Source organism: Acinetobacter sp. AR2-3 (assembly GCF_001878775.1).
Classification (GTDB): Bacteria; Pseudomonadota; Gammaproteobacteria; order Pseudomonadales; family Moraxellaceae; genus Acinetobacter; species Acinetobacter lwoffii_D.
This window is the reverse complement of the sequence record NZ_MJIQ01000060.1, coordinates 1-17,303: the sequence shown is the minus strand read 5'-3', so window position 1 is coordinate 17,303 and position 17,303 is coordinate 1. Positions and strand designations below refer to the sequence as shown.

Sequence of the window (17,303 nt, the reverse complement as noted above, 5' to 3'; positions counted from 1 at the left end):
TTAATGCTGTTTGAAATAATCAGCCACATGTCTGGCCTTTGCCGTATCGACCCACCAGTAGTCAATCCCGGCGGAGAGTTTAGGTTTTCGTTGCGGCTGCTGATACATATTCCAGTAAGCATACCAGTATTCGCCCGTACCATAAGTCAGAATATGATAATAGCCTGCACGCAGTAAACGGTCTAATGCTCGGGTACTATTCACCAGCTGTTCACGGTTTTGAGCCTGTGTCACCTGCTGAATGACGGCATCAATGGCCGGATTTCGAATGCCGGCATAATTATAATTACCTGGCTGCGTGGCGGCCTGACTGCCCCAGAACTGTTTCTGCTCCTGCCCCGGTGTCAGGGATTGCGGCATGGTATCGACAATCATATCAAACTGATAATTCCGCAGCCGTTCATAATATTGCGCGGTTTCTACCATACGAATGCTGGCCTGAATGCCCAAGCGTTTTAAATGACGCAGATATGGCATCAGATCACGCTGCTGTTCCGCCTGATGTAACAGGAACTCAATCTGTACCGGTTGACCCGCAGCATTGACCAACTTCCCCTGTTGATAACGATAGCCTGCCTTTAATAGCAATTGACGGGCCTTTAACAGATTGTTCCGGTTAAAACCGGAGGCATCTGACTGAGGATATTTCCAGTCCTCAAGTACCGCCTGACGTTGAACCGGATCAAGCTGCTTTAAATGGGGTTTTAAAATGTGCAGTTCTTGAACACTTGGCCGTCCATGAGATGCAAGCTCGCTATTGGAAAAAAAGCTGTTCAGGCGCTGATATTCACCATAGAACATGGCCTTATTCAGCCATTCAAAGTCATAGGCAAAACTCAAGGCTTGCCGGAAACGGATATCGGCAAAAGGCTGACGGCGGGTATTGAATATCAGACTCTGAGTCGGAATCGGGTTGTGATGCTGAAAGCGGTAACGCTGCACCTGTCCTTGCCGAACGGCGGGAAACTGGTAGTCTTTCACCCAGCGGTTGACCTGTTTTTCCTCATGCAAGGTAAATTGGCCCGACTTGAAAGCTTCGAACTTGATTTCAGGACTACGATAATAACGATACTTGATCCGGTCAAAATTATAACGCCCGCGGTTGACCATCAAGTCTTTTCCCCAGTATCCGGGATTACGTTTGTAGCTAATACTACGTCCAGCATCTATGTGTTCAATGACATAAGGCCCTGAACCCAGCATCGGTTTCAGCGTCAATTCTTTAAAATCACGCTTTTGCCATTCCTGTTTAGAATAAATGGGCATCTGTGCGACAATCATCGTCATTTCCGGATTATGTCCGGATTTGAAATGCATTTTGACCTGTAAAGGTGACAGGACTTCCAGCCGGTTTAAATCAGCCAGATACATCTGCAGGCCAAAATTGGACTGGGTCTGAAACAACTCAAAACTGTATTTGACATCTTGTGCAGTCACCGGCTGGCCATTGCTAAACCGTGCTTTGGGATTTAAATGAAAAATAATAAAGGCGGTTTTCTTGGGGTCAAAACTGACTTTTTCCGCCAGCAAGGGATAGTACACACCGGGCTCATCCAGTGACTTGGACAGCAAACTGTCAAAAATATAGTTGCCCCCTTCAGTGACATTGCCCTTGCCATTCATGCTGTTTAAATTATCGAAACTGCCATCAGCTGCTAGAATCAGCGTACCGCCTTTCGTTGCTTGCGGATTGGCATAAGGCAGGGATTTGGCCTGGGCATATTTCGGCTGGTTATATAGCGCGATATATGGGGTGGTAATCAGGGCTGCCCAACTGCTACTTACGAGCAGCGGGGCTAGCCAGATAAACCTGAAAGTTTTAAATAAATGCGCGAATCTCATGATCCATTCATTAATTCGGCACTTTAATCACATCACCAATACGCAATTGTGTATTCGGTTTGAGATCATTCATTTCCGCCAGTTCATTGCTGTTCACGCCATAACGTGAGGCCAAACCGATTAAGGTATCACCGCGTTTGACCTTATAATCCGTCACCAGTTTTGGAATCTGAATGGTTTGACTGACACGCAATCCTGCGCGTGGGCTCAGATTATTTAACTGAGCCAGGTCGGTCACGCTTATGCCTAAACGACTGGCAATTGTATTCAGGGATTCACCTGATTTTACCGTATAGGATTCAGTTGCCTTAGAAGCTACAGGCTTAGCTGCCACTTTCACGTCTTCAACTTTTTTATCTGCCGGAAAGTCACCCTCAATTTTTAAGCGCTGGCCAATACGCACTGTACTATTGGTATTCAGGCCGTTTAGATCTGCCAGATATTTCAGTTGTAAATGATACTGACGCGCAATAGAGCTTAAGGTTTCACCTGATTTCACCACATGCGAATCCGATTTTGTATTCTTGGCCGCAGTTTCCGCGACCACTTCACGTACCGGTTCTGCGACTTCACCACTCAATTTCAGACGCTGCCCCACTCGCAAACCTGCATTACGTGACATGCCATTCAGGCTCGCCACCTGGTCCATTGACAGATTGTATCTTGCGGCAATGCCGGTCAGCGTATCACCCGATTGAACCGTATAGGTTTCAGGGATCTGACTTCCGGCTGGAATCTTGATGGTCTGACCTATACGTAAACCACTACTGGCAGACAACCCATTCAGTGCAGCCAGTTCAGAGACACTCAGCTTGCTTTGACTGGCAATGCTATACAATGTTTCACCGCGTTTGACCTGATAGTTTTCAGTCGCAGTCTGATCGACTTTGACATTTTCAAACTTCTGTTCAGTTTTCTGGCTAGATGCCGTTAGCCCTTCAACTTCCTGAAGTGGCACATTGATTTTCTGACCCACCATCAGACTGCTACCAGCAGTCAGACCTGACGTCAAAGAAGCCAGTTCAGCATTTGAAAACCCGTAACGATCGGCAATCAGTTTCAGATATTCACCGCGTTTCACCGTATAGGATTTGGTCTGAACCTTGGCGGTTTCAGCTTTTTCCGTGTTTTCAACTTTGGCTTTGGATTGTCCTGTTTCTTTTAATGACAGCTTTTGCCCAACAAACAGACCGCTATTGGTGCTCAAGCCATTAAAATCAGCCAGTTGTTTTACACTGAAACCAAACTGGGTCGCCACGCTGGTCAGAGAGTCATTGGCCTGAACCACATAAGTTTCCGGCTTTTCTTTGGCTTTGCTGGCTTCCTGTACCGGTTTGGCATCATACAGATAAATGGTGGTGCCCACATACAGCGGAGAATTTGGATCAATCTGGTTCCATTTCGCTACATCACGCCAGTTCACCCCATTTTTGGCCGCAATCATTGCCAGATTATCACCTGGTAATACCTTATAGGTACTGCGTTTGCCTTTTGGTGCGACCACCACCACTTCAGAATCGGTCTTGACGTAATTTTTACCCTGATTTAGTTTGGCTTCAACCGAGTTCGCAGTGGTATTGTCAGCAACTTCTTTTGGATAAGAGAAGCCTTTGGTGAGCTCTTTGCCTTGCTGCTCAGCCACAGACAGGCTGGTTTGAATGGCAGTCAGCTTGATTTTACCGTCATAAGGATCAACAATTTCTGTGCCAGCCGGCGCCAATGCTTTCAGCTCTTCAACCACTTCGGCCTGTTCTGCCGGTGTTGCGACAGGCTGCAGAATTTCATCTACAGTTTTCTGAATATCCTGTGCGATGACCGCCTGCTCAACTTGCTGACGCTCAGCTGCCGAAATCGGTGGTTCGACCTGAATCTGTTTCGCTGGCGCTGCAGGTGTTACAGCTACCGGAATACGCGGCGCACTTGGAATCGGCAAATCACTTTGTGCCGCAAAACTGGCCAAGGCAGATGAGCCTTTAGGCGTCGAAATCTTTTTCGTAGTCTGCGTTACAGTATTTGCCGTTGTCGCGGTACTTACCGCTGCTGTGACGACAGGTGGCGTACTTGCAGCTTTAGCCGGAGTCGTTGTTTTAGCAACAGTCGTTGCAGGCTGATTACTAACAACCGCTGGCGGAGTCTGTTTAGAAGGTGTAATCGTTTTGGTATTTAATTCTGGCGGTGCAGCTCTGGTGGGCACCACTGTCGTCGTATTTCGCGGCAGGCTGCTCGTGTTACTCGCCCATAAACCACCTGAACCGGATAATTTTTTTAGCTTTTCATCGACTGAAGGACTTAGGTCAGCTGGAATCAGAATACGGCGCGGACTTGCAGGATCAATATGATCACCACGATGACCCGGGTTTAATTGATACAGTTCTGCACGGCTCAAACCGGTAATGGCGGCAATTTCATTTAAACTGGCAACACCGACCGGTACTTCACGGAAATGCGGACGGTTGGCAATCGGTGGCAAACTCACCCCATAACTGCCCGGATTTTTAATAATTTGTGCAACCGCCAGGAAACGTGGCACGTAACTCATGGTTTCTTGTGGCAGTTTCAAGGACCAATAATCGGTGGGCAGACCTGCGGCTTTGTTACGGTTAATTGCCTGCTGGATACGGCCTGGGCCGGCATTATAAGAAGCGAGCGCCAATTCCCAGGAACCAAACTGGTTATACAGACTGCCTAAAAATTCATAGGCTGCACGGGTCGATTCCACTACATCACGGCGACCATCGTATAATGAGGTCTGCTTTAAACCATAAATACGGCCGGTACTTGGAATAAATTGCCATAAACCTGCCGCCGCCGCACTACTGGTCGCAGCCGGATCATAAGAACTTTCAATAATCGGTAACAGTGCCAACTCGGTCGGCATGCCACGGCGTTCTGCTTCTTTTACTGTGTAATATAAATAACGTGATGCACGCGCACTTAAGCGATCCAGATAAGGCTGACGTGAAATAAACCAGCCACGCTGCGCATCAATCCGCGGATTCCAGACACTTAAGTCCATCTTGAAACCTACGGTCATGCGTTTCCAGACATCACCATGTTTCAGAATCTGTAAACGGTCGCCTTCGACTGCACGCATATCCGTTGCAGAGAGTAAATCTTCGAGTCCATCCAGACTGCTGGCATCCAGATATTGTGATCCAACCTGCTTGCTTGATGCTGTTTGGGTCGCACTTTGTGTAGATGAACAGCCCGTTAGTCCTAGAGAAGCAAGCGCAGTTCCCAGTACAGAATATTTTAAAAATGTAGGTAATGTCGGCTGCCACAAAATTGCGGTTGGTTTATACATAAAGAAATCCAAACAACTCGTATATAAATTTATTTTTTAGATATGCCATTGTAGTGAAGCATGTCGAAGACTCAAGCCAATAATTTACCGCGATTTCACGTTAAATGTTACAAGAAATTAAAAAATCCTGGACATATAGATTGATCGACTGCATTTGCGCTATACAATAAGCCTTCCAGCTTGTTCTATTTTGATCGGATTTAATCTATGTCACACACTATCACACTTTATGTTGATGGCGCCTGTCGCGGCAACCCGGGTTTAGGCGGTTGGGGTGCGTACATTGTTAATGGCCAACAAGAACACAAAATCTGTGGCGGTGAAGATCATACTACTAACAACCGTATGGAGCTGACGGCTGCCATTGAAGGGATTCTGTTTTGTGACAAGCAAGACAAACTGGTGATCTATACCGATTCCAAGTATGTCAAACAAGGCATTACCGAATGGATTCACGGCTGGAAAAAGAAAAACTGGAAAGACGTCAAAAATCCGGATCTGTGGCAAAAACTTGATGAAGTCTGTCAAGGACGTGACATCGAATGGCACTGGGTCAAAGGTCATGCTGGACATCCGGGCAATGAAATGGCCGATCAGCTGGCCAATCTGGGTGCTGATGAAACCCTGAAAAAATCCAAGCAAAGCCCTTCAATCTCTGAAGATAAAAAAAAATCTGAACCCGACTGGTTGCTAGATGATCCTTTCGGCCTGGATCTGGCCGAGAGCGAAGAAGAAGAGCTGGAAGACCTGCCGGAAGAAATCATCGAAGTGACTGTTGAAGAAATTGTACAGACTGAAGTTTTAGCAACGGACAGCAATGAAGATGCTTCATCTTCAGACGCATCTGCCTCGACTGAGATACATCCGCAAATTGTCATTACACCGGCCAAGTTACAGCTGCATGGCCCACGACAACTGATTCTGGATACTGAAACCACCGGTTTTTATTATCAGGATGGTGACCGGATTATTGAAGTCGGCGCGCTGGAAATGATTAACCGCAAACTGACCGGCAGCTCGATTCATATTTATATCAATCCGAAAACACCTGTCGGTGATTCTGTCAATGTCCACGGGATCACCGACGAATTCCTGCAAGACAAACCGCTGTTTGAAGAAATTTCTCAAGTGCTGTTTGACTATTTACACGGCGCGGAAATTATTGCGCATAACGCGACCTTCGATATGAACTTCCTGGATATGGAATTCAAACGTGCAGGTTTTAAAGCACTCTCCGAAGTTTGTGACGTCACCGATACCTTGGCACTGGCCAAGTCCAAGCATCCCGGGCAGAAAAATTCGCTGGATGCCTTAGTGCGCCGTTACGAGATTCCACAACGTGACCGTACTTTCCACGGTGCCTTGCTCGATGCGGAAATCCTGTCCGATGTTTATCTGGCGATGACCGGTGGACAGGTGTCTTTTGATATCGATGCCCTGTCTCAGTCTGAAGACCAGAACAGCCGCTCAGGGATGGCCAGAGTTGAAATTGAATTACCGGTAATTCTTCCGTCAGAACAGGAACTGCAAGAACATGAGAATTGGGTCAAACAATTCGAAGAAAAACATGGAACTGCTTGCCTTTTCGCGAAATAAAATCTACATTTCCGGGGATACTTTAGGTTTAAAACTATCGTTCTTCAGTTATAGTAAATACAAAGAGGCCCCGTAGTTTAAAGTGGGGCTCATATATAGATAATACTCCAGGAAAGGTGCAGATCATGTCTTACCAAACCTCTATACATTTTGATCCAACAGCTTTACTGATAATAAAAAATGAGGTTGATAACTCGATCAAGTTAGTCGAATCAGCAGTAAGCACCTTGGTAGAAGACCAGACTTTACCTTTTGGTATTGATGATGCATTAAATCAGTTCGAACAATGCGCCCAGGTTCTGGCACTCATCGACATGTCCAGTCTGGCAAAAGTCGCTCAATATTCAGCAGAATTAATGCGCAAGATTATGGGGAATCCGGCGCAGGTCAATACTCAAGAAGTGATCGCCTTGAGTGAAGGCACCACTATGCTGAAACGCTATATCGAATTTATCTGTTTGCGTGAAGTAAAAATTCCACAGTTTTTGCTGGATACCCTGAACCGCTTGGAACTGGCTTTAGGTAAACCACTGACGACTGAAGGTCAGCATGTAGAATCGTTATTAGATTGCATCACTCCTGATTTTGCGCTGCCACAGGCACCAAGTCTGGAAAAATCCCAATATGTACACCGTCTGTATAAGCTGTCACTCAACAAGCTGATCAATCAGGAAGAAAGTGAACGGGATTTGCAAGCCATCAAACTGGTGGGGGCTTATCTGGCCGGACTTGCAGAACAACATGACAGCAAGCAGTACTGGAATCTGGTCTATGTCACGTTGAACAATATTGATCACCTGCTGATTAATGAGCCACGCCTACGCACATTGGTGAGCATTGAACGTAACATGGCACAGTATTTTAGCTCGGCAGACAGTTTCAAGGCTTCGCTGGCTGATCTGGCCAATGTGCTCAGCCTGTGTATCAGTCAGGAAGATGAAACTGCGCAATCTATCCGTAGCCAGCTCAATGTGGGCGATGACCTGCTGACCGATATGCAATTACAGGTCTTCAGTCGCCATCTGTATGGCCCAGACTTTGAAACCATGCATACCATCAGCGAATTGGTGACCACGGAAATGGCGCAAATTCGTAATGACATCGAGTTCAACTATCAGAACATGACGCCTGAAAAGACTCAGGAACTGCAGGCACAACTGAATAATCTGGCGAATATCTTCAAGGTATTGAACCTGAATGAAGCCTATCATGACCTGACCCGTCAGGCCGCTTCACTGAGCCAGCCGGAGATGATGCAGGATGCCAGCTTTGCCCAGCAGTTGATGAATGTCATTCTGTCTGCCATGAACTCGATTGGCGTACTGGAACGTCATCACACTTCGAGCCGCTTGCAGCTGCGCGTCAACAACATGAATATTTCTCTGGACCGTCTGGATGAAGCACACGCTGCTTTACTCACAGAAACCAAGGCCCTGATCGAGCTTTCTAGCCAGATTCTCAGCAATTACCTGCAAGATCATGACTTGACTGCCCTCGAACCTGTTCCTGTACAGTTTTGCGAGATTGGCGGCGCGATGCTGTTCCTGAATGCAGAACATGTTCGTACTGCGTTCACCACCACTGCAGAATTCATCAAGAACCGTATTGATCTGTCGATTGCATTAAGTCCGGAAGAAATTCATCGTGCTTTAGACACCCTGGCCAGTGCCGACATGATGATTGATAACTTAAAGAACAAACAGCCTGTATTACAGGCGATGTTTCAGGTAGCATTGGACAGTAGTGAGAAACTCAAAATAGTTGCCTAATGTCCAAATTATCACTTGCTTATATTTTTCAACAACAGCAACTGCTGGTCGATCAACACTTTCAACTTCCACGGGTTGAAGCCTTAGCAAGTGATTTGCTACTCCACACGGGTGATCAGGTGATTGCCCGTGATCTTCTTCCCGATGAGCCGATTCCTGCAGGCTTGCAACTGGTTCCCATCCGTCAGCTGTTACAGTTCTGGAATACCCAGCAATTCGAACAGGCCAGCCGCGCAGTACAACTTTTAGAATGGCGTCGTAACCATAAGTTCTGTAGTCATTGCGGTACAGCGACTGAAGCGCATGCTGTTGAATATGCCATGGTCTGCCCATCCTGCAACTACCGGCAATATCCACGGGTACAGCCTTGCGTTATTACCGTCATTACCCGAGGCAAAGACGAGATTCTGCTGGCCAAAAATGCACGTAATACTAAAAGCCAGATGTATGGACTGATTGCCGGTTTCGTTGAAGTGGGTGAAACGCTGGAAGATGCAGTACGTCGTGAAACGCTAGAAGAAGTTGGCTTACAACTCAAGAATATTCAGTATCTGGCCAGCCAGCCCTGGCCTTTCCCAAGCAATCTGATGATTGCCTTCAAGGCAGAATATGCTGGCGGTGAGCTACAGCTGCAGGAAGAAGAAATTAGCGATGCGCAATTCTTTAAATTCGATCAGCTGCCTGAAATTCCGTTTAAAGGCAGTATTGCCCATGCCATGATCATGCATGTGACTCAAGGTACGCCCGTCGCAGACGACACCAAGACCTGGCTGTAAATCTGTATTTGAAAGATTTAGCCCAACGGCTCAAAAAAAGAATCCAGGGGAGATCATCCACTGGATTCTTTTTTATCTAGTGCTTGGTTAAACTAACATATCAGTATCAGGATTTAAATGCATCCTCGAGCGCCCAAAGCACCTGTGCCTTGGTCTGGAAAAACCGGCTAAACAAACTGGAGAGTGAACCCACAATCGCAATATGACCAAGTTTCGGAATTTGAATCAGATGGCTATGATTGCCCTTCTCTTTCAGTACGCGGTCCAAATCCTGGCTATTGAAATGCCCAACAATCTTGTCTTTTTCGGCAATAAACAGATAATGCCGGATTGAGCTATTTTTAACAAAATAATAAGGCATCACCTGCTGATAAGGCACCGCCTGATCAAATGCATCGGCACAGATCGGATCATTTTTGTAATCAAAATGATAAGGCCCCGCCAGACCAATAATCGCCCGGATTTGATTGTGATCAATGCTGGCAGATTGCGGATGATACAAGGCAGACATGACATTGAATGCCCCGGCAGAATGTCCCATCAGGACCAGATTTTCTGCACAGATCTGCAACTGTCCAGCTGACTGCTGCAAATGATTGAGCAATAAATGTAGATCATGAATATAGGTCGGAAAAATATGTTGTGGCGCCAGATGATAATTCATCACCACCACATCATAGCCGTCTTTAGCAAAAGCCTCACCGATAAACTGGTAATCCTTTTTATCGCCATGCAACCAGGCACCGCCATGTACAAACACAATCAGGGGACGATGAGGCAAAGGCTGCTGACTTCGAAACAGGTCAAAGCGTTGCCGGGATTTCAGACCATAGGCCAATTGTGTTTCGACCGTGTAGCCCTGTTTCGGGGTTAAACGATTTAAAGCATAACTGCCAAAATCGTATAACCGGAAATCTTGATAGTGCTGTTGAAACTGCAAAATACGCTGTGAGAGTTGGGTTTTAAACTGGCCGACCTTATGGTTCATAGGTCGGTTCAACCGTATCAGGATCAATGGCAACCGGCGTCTGTTCAATACCCGGCTGCGCATATGCCGGTGCGGCAAAGTTTTGGTTAGCCAGGCTTGAATATTGCTCAACATTATCAATCAAGGTCACAATTTTAGTGACATTACCCACCTGTTGTAACACCTGATTCAGGTCAGCAATCTCGGCACCATTTAAACGACCCATCACATACAGTACGCCATCTTCAGTATGCACATGCACTTTACTATCCGCTACCACAGTCGCTTTCATGATCAAGCCACGGGTATTTGCAGTCACCGCAGTATCCTGCATGATGGTGCTATAGCTGATCTGATTGCCGACAGTAATAAAATTATGTACCGCTTTGACATCACTCATGGATTTGACATTATCTTCAGCCAGTTGCTTTAAATGGGCATCCGGCACCTGACCGGTCAACAAGACATTGCCATGGAAACTTTCAATATTGACCCGGGCCTGCTTAAAGCGCGAATCCAATTTATAAAGATTAATTTTTGCAGTACGGACAATTGAGGAATCAATAAATACCTGCCCCAAGGTACGCGCCCCACTTTCAGTTCCGACAGGAGCCGTACCTGTGCCGCTGGAAATAAAACTTGCACAACCTGATAAACTTGCGACACACAGCATTGTTATTGCAATACGCTTAACCACTCAGCAAGACTCCTTCATTTTATTACGTCTTTTTCAATCTAATAATCTGTTTTCAAGCTCAGATCATGTCAATTCTGCTTGAACTTTACAATGATCTTGAAGCAAATATAAGCATCTTTAGACCTTATTTTGTTCAAAGGTTAATAAACTCTTGATCAAAAGTAAAAGCATTTTCAATCCATTCCAGATCATAAGGGTATTGCGAAAAGTCATGCTGTATGGTTTTTGCAAATTGCTGTTTAAAATCAAAACAAATCACGTCAAAACGATAGTAATAGTGTGCAAATTGTGGATTTTTCTGAATAAAGCACATTGCCGTCTTGAGCATCTTTACCTGTTTTGCTCTGGAAATCGACTCGATCGCTTGCGCATATCGGGTTTGCGCACGTGCTTTGACTTCCACAAAGACCAGTTCCTGATCACGCACCAGAATCAGATCCAGCTCGCCATAGCGACTGTGATAATTGGCTGCCAGGAACTGAAATCCATGGTTTTGCATCAATTGGGCCGCTTGCTGCTCCGCCCATGCACCTAATTGCTGTCGTAGCATTCCTCTTTCGCTCATAGTAGCTTGACGCCTGTGCCACTATACTGAAAACATTGTGGACTACGCTGAATACTGTGGTCCGTGATTTCAATCCGGCCAGTTCTACCCTGAAATTCAATATGCTGCAAATGCGGTTGTGACAGGTACTGCTGGGTAATCTGCCAGACATCTCCCCCGAAGGCAATCAGCCGCTGATAGGACATATCCACCGGTTCTTTGGCATAGGCCTGTAGAACATCCGGCCAGTCAGCCAGATAAAGCACAGGTACATCACAGAACTTGATCCCTTGTGGCAGCTTGTGCTGTTCGCTCATGGCATTGGCTACGGTATACATCCGTGAACGATTTAATTCAGGCATGACAGCCATCCATTCTGCATTGCCCAGAAACAATAATCCCTGCTTGGGCATTAAAAATCGTGGTGGTTTATCTACGATTTTAAATTTCAGATCACTCTGGCTCAGCAAGGACATCAACAACAGTTCATGCTCCGCTTCACTGCCCGGCTGGCGTAAAATCAGCAGTTGCCGAATCCCGTCTTTGAATAAAAGTGCTTTTAAGGCAGCGGCATCATCTTTCTTGGATAGACTGAACTGCCAGACATTGGGAGAGACATCAGCCACTTCATTCAGGCTGAGGGTACGTACTTTGGGTTTGCTCTTGAGCAGTTGTTCCACGTCGCTACGTGCCAATGGCCCCACCACCATTCTGGTCTTTTTATTGACATGCTGTTTAAGTAGCTGGGAGATATTTTTCTGATTGGCATTGACCCATTTCAGCGGAATCTTGTGTCCTGAAGCGGTATAGGCACTGAGAAAACCCTGTTTGATACTCGATGCAGCTCGCGCCAAAGGCCCGGATTCGGGTAGAATGATCAACACTTCTGCTTGAACGCTGCTGATGCAGCTGACTAAACACAAGCCTAATATTTTATTTTTCATCTTCCATTTTTTATTATTCAATTTATTCCACATGGAGAAACCTATGAGTGCTCAGTTATTTGTTGTTGCGACTCCAATCGGGCACTTAGATGATATTAGTTATCGTGCAATTCAGGTGTTGAAGTCGGTGAGTCTGATTGCTGCTGAGGATACACGAACTTCGGCACAGTTGCTTAAACACTTTAATATTCAAACACCTTTGACTGCATGTCATGAACATAATGAAAGCAACAAAATTGAGCAGCTGATCCAGCGTCTGCTCAATGGCGAAGATATGGCCCTGATCAGTGATGCTGGCACGCCCCTGATTAGCGATCCTGGTTTTAAATTTGTTCGGGCTGCTCAAGCGCATAATATCCGCGTGATTCCCGTTCCTGGTGCTTGTGCTGCGATTGCAGCTTTAAGTGCAGTCGGCTTGCCGAGTGACCGTTTCAGTTTTGAAGGTTTTCTGCCATCCAGACAAAGTCAGCGTCTGCTAAATCTGGAAAAACTGAAAGATGAAACCCAGACTTTAATTTTCTATGAAGCACCGCACCGGATTCTGGAATGCGTTAAGGATATGGCCAGCGTTTTCGGAGCAGATCGCCCGGTCGGTTTTGCGCGAGAAATCACCAAGACTTTTGAAACTATCAAGAAAATGACCTTGGGTGAATTGGTGGAATTCATTAGCAATGATCACAATCAGCAAAAAGGCGAAATTGTTCTGGTGATTGGCGGTGCCACCGAAGAAAAAGATCTGGATCAGGAAAAGCTGGATAAATTATTGAATCGCCTATTACAGGACCTTTCGGTCAAAGCTGCTTCACAACTGGCGGCAGATTTAACCGGAATCAAAAAGAAAGTCGCTTATCAACGTGCTTTAGAACTGACTTCGGCAAACGACTAATTGCTTTAGATTTTCTATTACGTTTGGATTTGCAAAAAAAACAAGTTAATCAATAACTTATTCTTTGGCTACTGATTCATCTGCCGGGACTTCAACAATACGACCACCATTGGCAAGGAAAGCCGCAATTTCGTCTTCAAGTGCCTGACGTTTCTTTAACTTTGCAGTGACGGTCAAGGTTTCAGCTTCTGCAAGATCGGTATCATTCACAACCTCTGTGCTATCTGCTGCGCCTTTTTCAGCTGCTTTTGCTTCATCATCGTCAACGATTGAATCTTCAACGTCGTCATCATAATCATTCATGTCTGTCATTTGCATCTCCCCAAAAATGGCGCTTGCTTGGTATTCCAAGCCAGGTATCGAATTAAGTGAAATTTAGCAATCTCTTTGGGCTTCGCCTAGTACTAAACATCAAAAAATCGTATCTTTTTTAAACAAAATCGTTACTCTTTATTGATGTTTGTTTAAAAAATTTACATTTCTGTCTTAAGCTGCGTAGCGTGTGTCTTTAAGTAAACTCAGACCGTTGGCCTGCGCCATAAATGCATCTTTCAACATGGGCTGATTTTCTACCTGTTTCAGGCCGAAATTGCGTGCCCAAACCATCGGGAAGAATAAAGTGGTTTCCATCCAGCCAATCGCAGACATGCTGTGCATCATGGCATCGTTCTGACCTTTACGGCGATGCTCATAGCGTTTTAGGGTCTGCTCATGTGCCCATACGCCACGCGCCTGATCATGCAGCAAAACATCACAAAGCACGGCAGCATCCAGACAGCCAATATTCACCCCTTGACCTGCTAGTGGATGAATGACATGTGCGGCATCTCCAATCAGTGCTAAACCATCTTGAACGTATTGCTGGGCGGCGCGGGCTTTTAAAGGGAAAGTGGCACGTGGTGTCGCCTGCAATACTTCACCCAGCATATGCTGGCTTTCACGGGTTAATAGCTGGGTAAACTCAGCATCTGACAACGCTGCATATTCTTCGGCATAATCCTCTGGCAAAGTCCAGACAATCGATTGCCAGTGTCCCTGCTCTTCCGGATTAAGGCTGGCCATAGGTAGAAAAGCCAGAGGGCCAGTTTCCAGAAAAATCTGACGTGCCATATGTTGATGTGGCTGGCCTGTTTTAATGGCACAGCTGATCCCCGCCTGTTTATAGTCCAGTACATCAATATCGATGAAAGCTTGCTCACGGACAAAGGAATTGGCCCCATCTGCGCCGATCACCAGTTTAGTTTGGAGTTGTGTACCATCAGCCAGATGAATGATCCACACACCGACTCCACGTTCAACACGGCTGACTTTGACTTGTGTTCTATAATCTTGAACATTTTCCAGCATCTTTTGCTGAATGGCCAGATTCAGAATGCTGGGCTCCACCATCGAGCCTAAAGCCTGCTCTACCGATGGTGTTTTTTCTGAAGACTGGCCAAAATTAATTTCACCATAGCCATTTTTATTCCACACCTGCATACCAGTATAAGGCTGCTGGCGTACTAAATTTTCCCAGACACCCACCGTTTTTAACAGGTGAATGGTTGCCTGACTTAAAGCCAAAACACGCGGATTGGCCACACGCAAAGTTTTATCTGCATCCAGAATTGGCGCTGCATCCAGAACTGTAGGCTGCACACCACCTTGAGCTAACAGAAGCGCTGTAAGTCCACCAACCAGCCCACCACCAATAATGACGACGTCTAATATTTCGTTAGTTTGATTTAAGCTCATGCTTTTAACCCCATGGCATAATTTGCAACGAGTGGCTTGATGCCAGGAATCGTATCAAAAGCGATTAAACCTGTATTACGCATCAGCTTTAAAAATGGATTCTGGTTACTAAAGCCACGTACCACTGAATCACAGAACTTGATCACACGCTGCTGGTCACTGAGACGAGATTTTTCATAGTCTTGTAATATTCCAGCATCGCCCAAGTCTGCGCCTTGTACCTGCTGTTCTTTCAGGTAACGCACCAATACATGCGCATCACGCATACACAGGTTAAAACCCTGACCAGCGACCGGATGAATCGTATGGGCAGCATTGCCCATCAATACGACACGGCCAACAGCCTGTTTTTCGGCTAACACTTGAGACAATGGAAAACTGAACCGTTTTCCGGTTTTCTGGAATTTTCCGGCACGATCACCATACGTTTCCTGTAAGGCATCCAGAAAATGCTGGTCATTTTCATCCCCCAACCATTCTCCTTCAGTACCTTTTTTCACTGGCCAGACCACTGAACGACGATACTCACCCGGTAGTGGTAAAAGTGCCAAAGGCCCTAAATGGCTGAAACGCTCAAAGCCCACATGAGCATGTGGCTTTGAAGTTTGTACTGTGGTCACAATCGCAACCTGATCATAATCATGTTCTGACGCACCAATACCCAAGGCTTTACGGCAGAAAGAATCCCGCCCATCGGCGGCAATAACCAGTTTGGACTGTAATTTTAGTGACGATTCACCACGCTGAGCTTCGATATAAGCAAAGTCTGTATCTTGGATAAGGGATGTCACTTGAACACCATCAATCAGTTCAATCAATGGCTCTTTTTTGACTTGGGTCAGCAGTACACGACCGAGCCAGGCATTTTCAATGACCTGACCAAAGCTTTCGACTTTTTCCTGTTCGGCTTTCAGTCGAGCCTTACCAAAACTGCCCTGTTCGGTAATATTCACTTCCAGAATTGGGGTAGCATGTTCTTGCAAGGCATTCCAAAGTCCAAGCTCCTGATAGATTTGTACGCTACGACGTGACAAGGCGCTATTACGTGCATCAAAACTGGAATGATATGGCACAAGATTTTCATCATCATAATTTGGGTATTTAATGGCTTCCAAAAGTTTGACTGTAATATTGGTTTTCGCCAACATCAGTGCGAGGCTTAAGCCGACCATCCCACCACCGACAATGATGACTTCTTGTTGCATGCTTACTTCCTTATCTGTTTATTCGCATCTATGGCGAATTACATAAAACGTATACTGGTTTTATCTTACCTCAAGGCTTTAAATTTTTATAATGATTCGTTTTATTTAGTTTTCTTCATGATGATCCAGCCTATATTGAAAAACCAAGACATCGCGCTTTTCAGTACCCAACTTCGGCAATACAGTATAGGCATTGATCCGTTCAACGATTTCAAACCCTGTCTTTAACAGCACTTGGTGTGCCTGTATATGTTCTGCATCACAGAAAGTATCCAGTGATTTAAATGTAAGATATTGTCTAAAATACTAAATCACCGCTTTCATCGCCTCAAGCATATAGCCCTGACCCTGAAATCGAGGACCAAGTCCGAAATGAATTTCAAGGCTGTTATTTTGCTGTTGAATGATCGTTAGTAACCCGATTGCCAGATGACTTTTTCGCTCAGCAATCACCCATGAAAATCCTTCACTCGGTTGCTGCCAATAGCTTAACGCCCATTTCTGCAACATCTGTTGAGTTTGACTGACTGTTGTATGCACCTGCCGTTGTAAATATTTTGATGCTTCAACGTCGCCACAATACTCTTGGAATAATAAAAATTCATCTCCAACTTTATATGCTCTTAACTCCAACCGAGTTGTCTTTAATTCAGCAACTAAAATATTTATACTCACTTTTATCAACTCAGCATTAAAAAACGGAATGTTGTAATTTCATTTGGCACTTATACGATTCGATCGCAAACCTAGTCAAATTGGTATAACTCGATCTACTCGCTTCGCACAATTTTGAATACATATTGCTACTGGTAAATCCTGAATGATAAAATTGTGAATCAAGCCATTTATAAATAAGCTGATAATCACTGTCAGGAGCAGAAGGCCCATTTTCAATCACTATTATTTTCTTATTTTGAGAGAGTTTTATAAATATAACTCGATTTTTTAGCTAACAGATATTTTAAAAAAAATTTATCCAACCATGTACAACCTAATCTTATTTGTATGATAGTAATCATTAGGATCTGTTGACATTTAC

At 45.3% G+C, this 17,303-nt stretch carries 15 protein-coding genes; 4 read left to right on the top strand and 11 right to left on the bottom strand.

Annotated elements, in window-relative coordinates; translation table 11 throughout:
* Both BFN00_RS11705 and BFN00_RS11700 read right to left on the bottom strand, forming a co-directional pair.
* Positions 1 to 1,842: an extracellular solute-binding protein gene (locus BFN00_RS11705; protein WP_071851831.1), complete on the bottom strand. Its 1,842-nt coding sequence runs from the start codon at positions 1,840 to 1,842 to the stop codon at positions 1 to 3.
* A gap of 10 nt (positions 1,843 to 1,852) precedes the next feature.
* Positions 1,853 to 5,146: a LysM peptidoglycan-binding domain-containing protein gene (locus BFN00_RS11700; RefSeq protein ID WP_071851830.1), complete on the bottom strand. Its 3,294-nt coding sequence runs from the start codon at positions 5,144 to 5,146 to the stop codon at positions 1,853 to 1,855.
* A gap of 207 nt (positions 5,147 to 5,353) precedes the next feature.
* Here BFN00_RS11700 and dnaQ point away from each other — a divergent pair, with 207 nt between their 5' ends.
* The 3 genes from dnaQ (at position 5,354) to nudC (ending at position 9,287) form a co-directional block, all read left to right on the top strand.
* Positions 5,354 to 6,742 carry a DNA polymerase III subunit epsilon gene (gene dnaQ / locus BFN00_RS11695; protein ID WP_071851828.1) on the top strand — a complete coding sequence of 463 codons (1,389 nt, stop codon included), beginning with the start codon at positions 5,354 to 5,356 and terminating at the stop codon, positions 6,740 to 6,742.
* A 125-nt stretch (positions 6,743 to 6,867) separates the two neighbouring features.
* Complete coding sequence (locus BFN00_RS11690) at positions 6,868 to 8,511, top strand: chemotaxis protein (RefSeq protein WP_071851826.1); 1,644 nt, start codon at positions 6,868 to 6,870, stop codon at positions 8,509 to 8,511.
* Positions 8,511 to 9,287: an NAD(+) diphosphatase gene (gene nudC, locus BFN00_RS11685; protein ID WP_071851824.1), complete on the top strand. Its 777-nt coding sequence runs from the start codon at positions 8,511 to 8,513 to the stop codon at positions 9,285 to 9,287. Before BFN00_RS11690 ends, nudC begins: the two co-directional genes overlap by 1 nt.
* Before the next feature lie 106 nt (positions 9,288 to 9,393).
* Here the strand turns inward: nudC and BFN00_RS11680 are convergent, their stop codons facing one another.
* The 4 genes from BFN00_RS11680 to BFN00_RS11665 all read right to left on the bottom strand — a co-directional run bounded on the left by BFN00_RS11680 (position 9,394) and on the right by BFN00_RS11665 (position 12,472).
* Positions 9,394 to 10,275, bottom strand: coding sequence for an alpha/beta hydrolase (locus BFN00_RS11680; protein WP_005246884.1), 882 nt, complete (start codon positions 10,273 to 10,275; stop codon positions 9,394 to 9,396).
* A complete protein-coding gene (locus tag BFN00_RS11675; RefSeq protein WP_004279522.1) occupies positions 10,265 to 10,951 on the bottom strand; it encodes a BON domain-containing protein in 687 nt (228 codons plus the stop codon). The genes BFN00_RS11680 and BFN00_RS11675 overlap by 11 nt, the downstream gene beginning before the upstream one ends.
* 133 nt (positions 10,952 to 11,084) lie before the next feature.
* Positions 11,085 to 11,501 (bottom strand): YraN family protein, encoded by a 417-nt coding sequence (locus BFN00_RS11670; RefSeq protein WP_005107460.1) that lies wholly within the window; start codon positions 11,499 to 11,501, stop codon positions 11,085 to 11,087.
* Positions 11,502 to 11,512: 11 nt separating this feature from the next.
* Positions 11,513 to 12,472, bottom strand: coding sequence for a penicillin-binding protein activator (locus tag BFN00_RS11665; RefSeq protein ID WP_071851822.1), 960 nt, complete (start codon positions 12,470 to 12,472; stop codon positions 11,513 to 11,515).
* 10 nt (positions 12,473 to 12,482) lie between these two features.
* Here BFN00_RS11665 and rsmI point away from each other — a divergent pair, with 10 nt between their 5' ends.
* Positions 12,483 to 13,325 (top strand): 16S rRNA (cytidine(1402)-2'-O)-methyltransferase, encoded by an 843-nt coding sequence (gene rsmI, locus BFN00_RS11660; RefSeq protein WP_071851820.1) that lies wholly within the window; start codon positions 12,483 to 12,485, stop codon positions 13,323 to 13,325.
* 57 nt (positions 13,326 to 13,382) lie between these two features.
* On the opposite strand, the gene BFN00_RS11655 is transcribed toward rsmI, so the two are convergent.
* The 5 genes from BFN00_RS11655 to BFN00_RS16155 form a co-directional block, all read right to left on the bottom strand.
* Positions 13,383 to 13,637 (bottom strand): hypothetical protein, encoded by a 255-nt coding sequence (locus tag BFN00_RS11655; RefSeq protein ID WP_005246889.1) that lies wholly within the window; start codon positions 13,635 to 13,637, stop codon positions 13,383 to 13,385.
* 174 nt (positions 13,638 to 13,811) lie between these two features.
* Positions 13,812 to 15,059 carry an FAD-dependent monooxygenase gene (locus BFN00_RS11650; RefSeq protein WP_071851818.1) on the bottom strand — a complete coding sequence of 416 codons (1,248 nt, stop codon included), beginning with the start codon at positions 15,057 to 15,059 and terminating at the stop codon, positions 13,812 to 13,814.
* On the bottom strand, positions 15,056 to 16,264 hold the full coding sequence (gene ubiH, locus BFN00_RS11645) for a 2-octaprenyl-6-methoxyphenyl hydroxylase (RefSeq protein ID WP_071851816.1): 1,209 nt from the start codon (positions 16,262 to 16,264) through the stop codon (positions 15,056 to 15,058). Before ubiH ends, BFN00_RS11650 begins: the two co-directional genes overlap by 4 nt.
* Before the next feature lie 105 nt (positions 16,265 to 16,369).
* A complete protein-coding gene (locus tag BFN00_RS16265) occupies positions 16,370 to 16,498 on the bottom strand; it encodes a hypothetical protein (RefSeq protein WP_257229609.1) in 129 nt (42 codons plus the stop codon).
* Between the two features lie 72 nt (positions 16,499 to 16,570).
* Positions 16,571 to 16,939, bottom strand: a complete 369-nt coding sequence (locus BFN00_RS16155) for a GNAT family N-acetyltransferase (RefSeq protein WP_249449794.1) — start codon at positions 16,937 to 16,939, stop codon at positions 16,571 to 16,573.
* Between the last annotated feature and the right edge of the window lie 364 nt (positions 16,940 to 17,303).

Coding starts and splice junctions, on each gene's coding strand:
- BFN00_RS11705 (WP_071851831.1), bottom strand. CDS start 1,842: ATGAGATTCGCGCATTTATTTAAAACTTTCAGGTTTATCTGGCTAGCC.
- BFN00_RS11700 (WP_071851830.1), bottom strand. CDS start 5,146: ATGTATAAACCAACCGCAATTTTGTGGCAGCCGACATTACCTACATTT.
- dnaQ (WP_071851828.1), top strand. CDS start 5,354: ATGTCACACACTATCACACTTTATGTTGATGGCGCCTGTCGCGGCAAC.
- BFN00_RS11690 (WP_071851826.1), top strand. CDS start 6,868: ATGTCTTACCAAACCTCTATACATTTTGATCCAACAGCTTTACTGATA.
- nudC (WP_071851824.1), top strand. CDS start 8,511: ATGTCCAAATTATCACTTGCTTATATTTTTCAACAACAGCAACTGCTG.
- BFN00_RS11680 (WP_005246884.1), bottom strand. CDS start 10,275: ATGAACCATAAGGTCGGCCAGTTTAAAACCCAACTCTCACAGCGTATT.
- BFN00_RS11670 (WP_005107460.1), bottom strand. CDS start 11,501: ATGCTACGACAGCAATTAGGTGCATGGGCGGAGCAGCAAGCGGCCCAA.
- BFN00_RS11665 (WP_071851822.1), bottom strand. CDS start 12,472: ATGTGGAATAAATTGAATAATAAAAAATGGAAGATGAAAAATAAAATA.
- rsmI (WP_071851820.1), top strand. CDS start 12,483: ATGAGTGCTCAGTTATTTGTTGTTGCGACTCCAATCGGGCACTTAGAT.
- BFN00_RS11655 (WP_005246889.1), bottom strand. CDS start 13,637: ATGACAGACATGAATGATTATGATGACGACGTTGAAGATTCAATCGTT.
- BFN00_RS11650 (WP_071851818.1), bottom strand. CDS start 15,059: ATGAGCTTAAATCAAACTAACGAAATATTAGACGTCGTCATTATTGGT.
- ubiH (WP_071851816.1), bottom strand. CDS start 16,264: ATGCAACAAGAAGTCATCATTGTCGGTGGTGGGATGGTCGGCTTAAGC.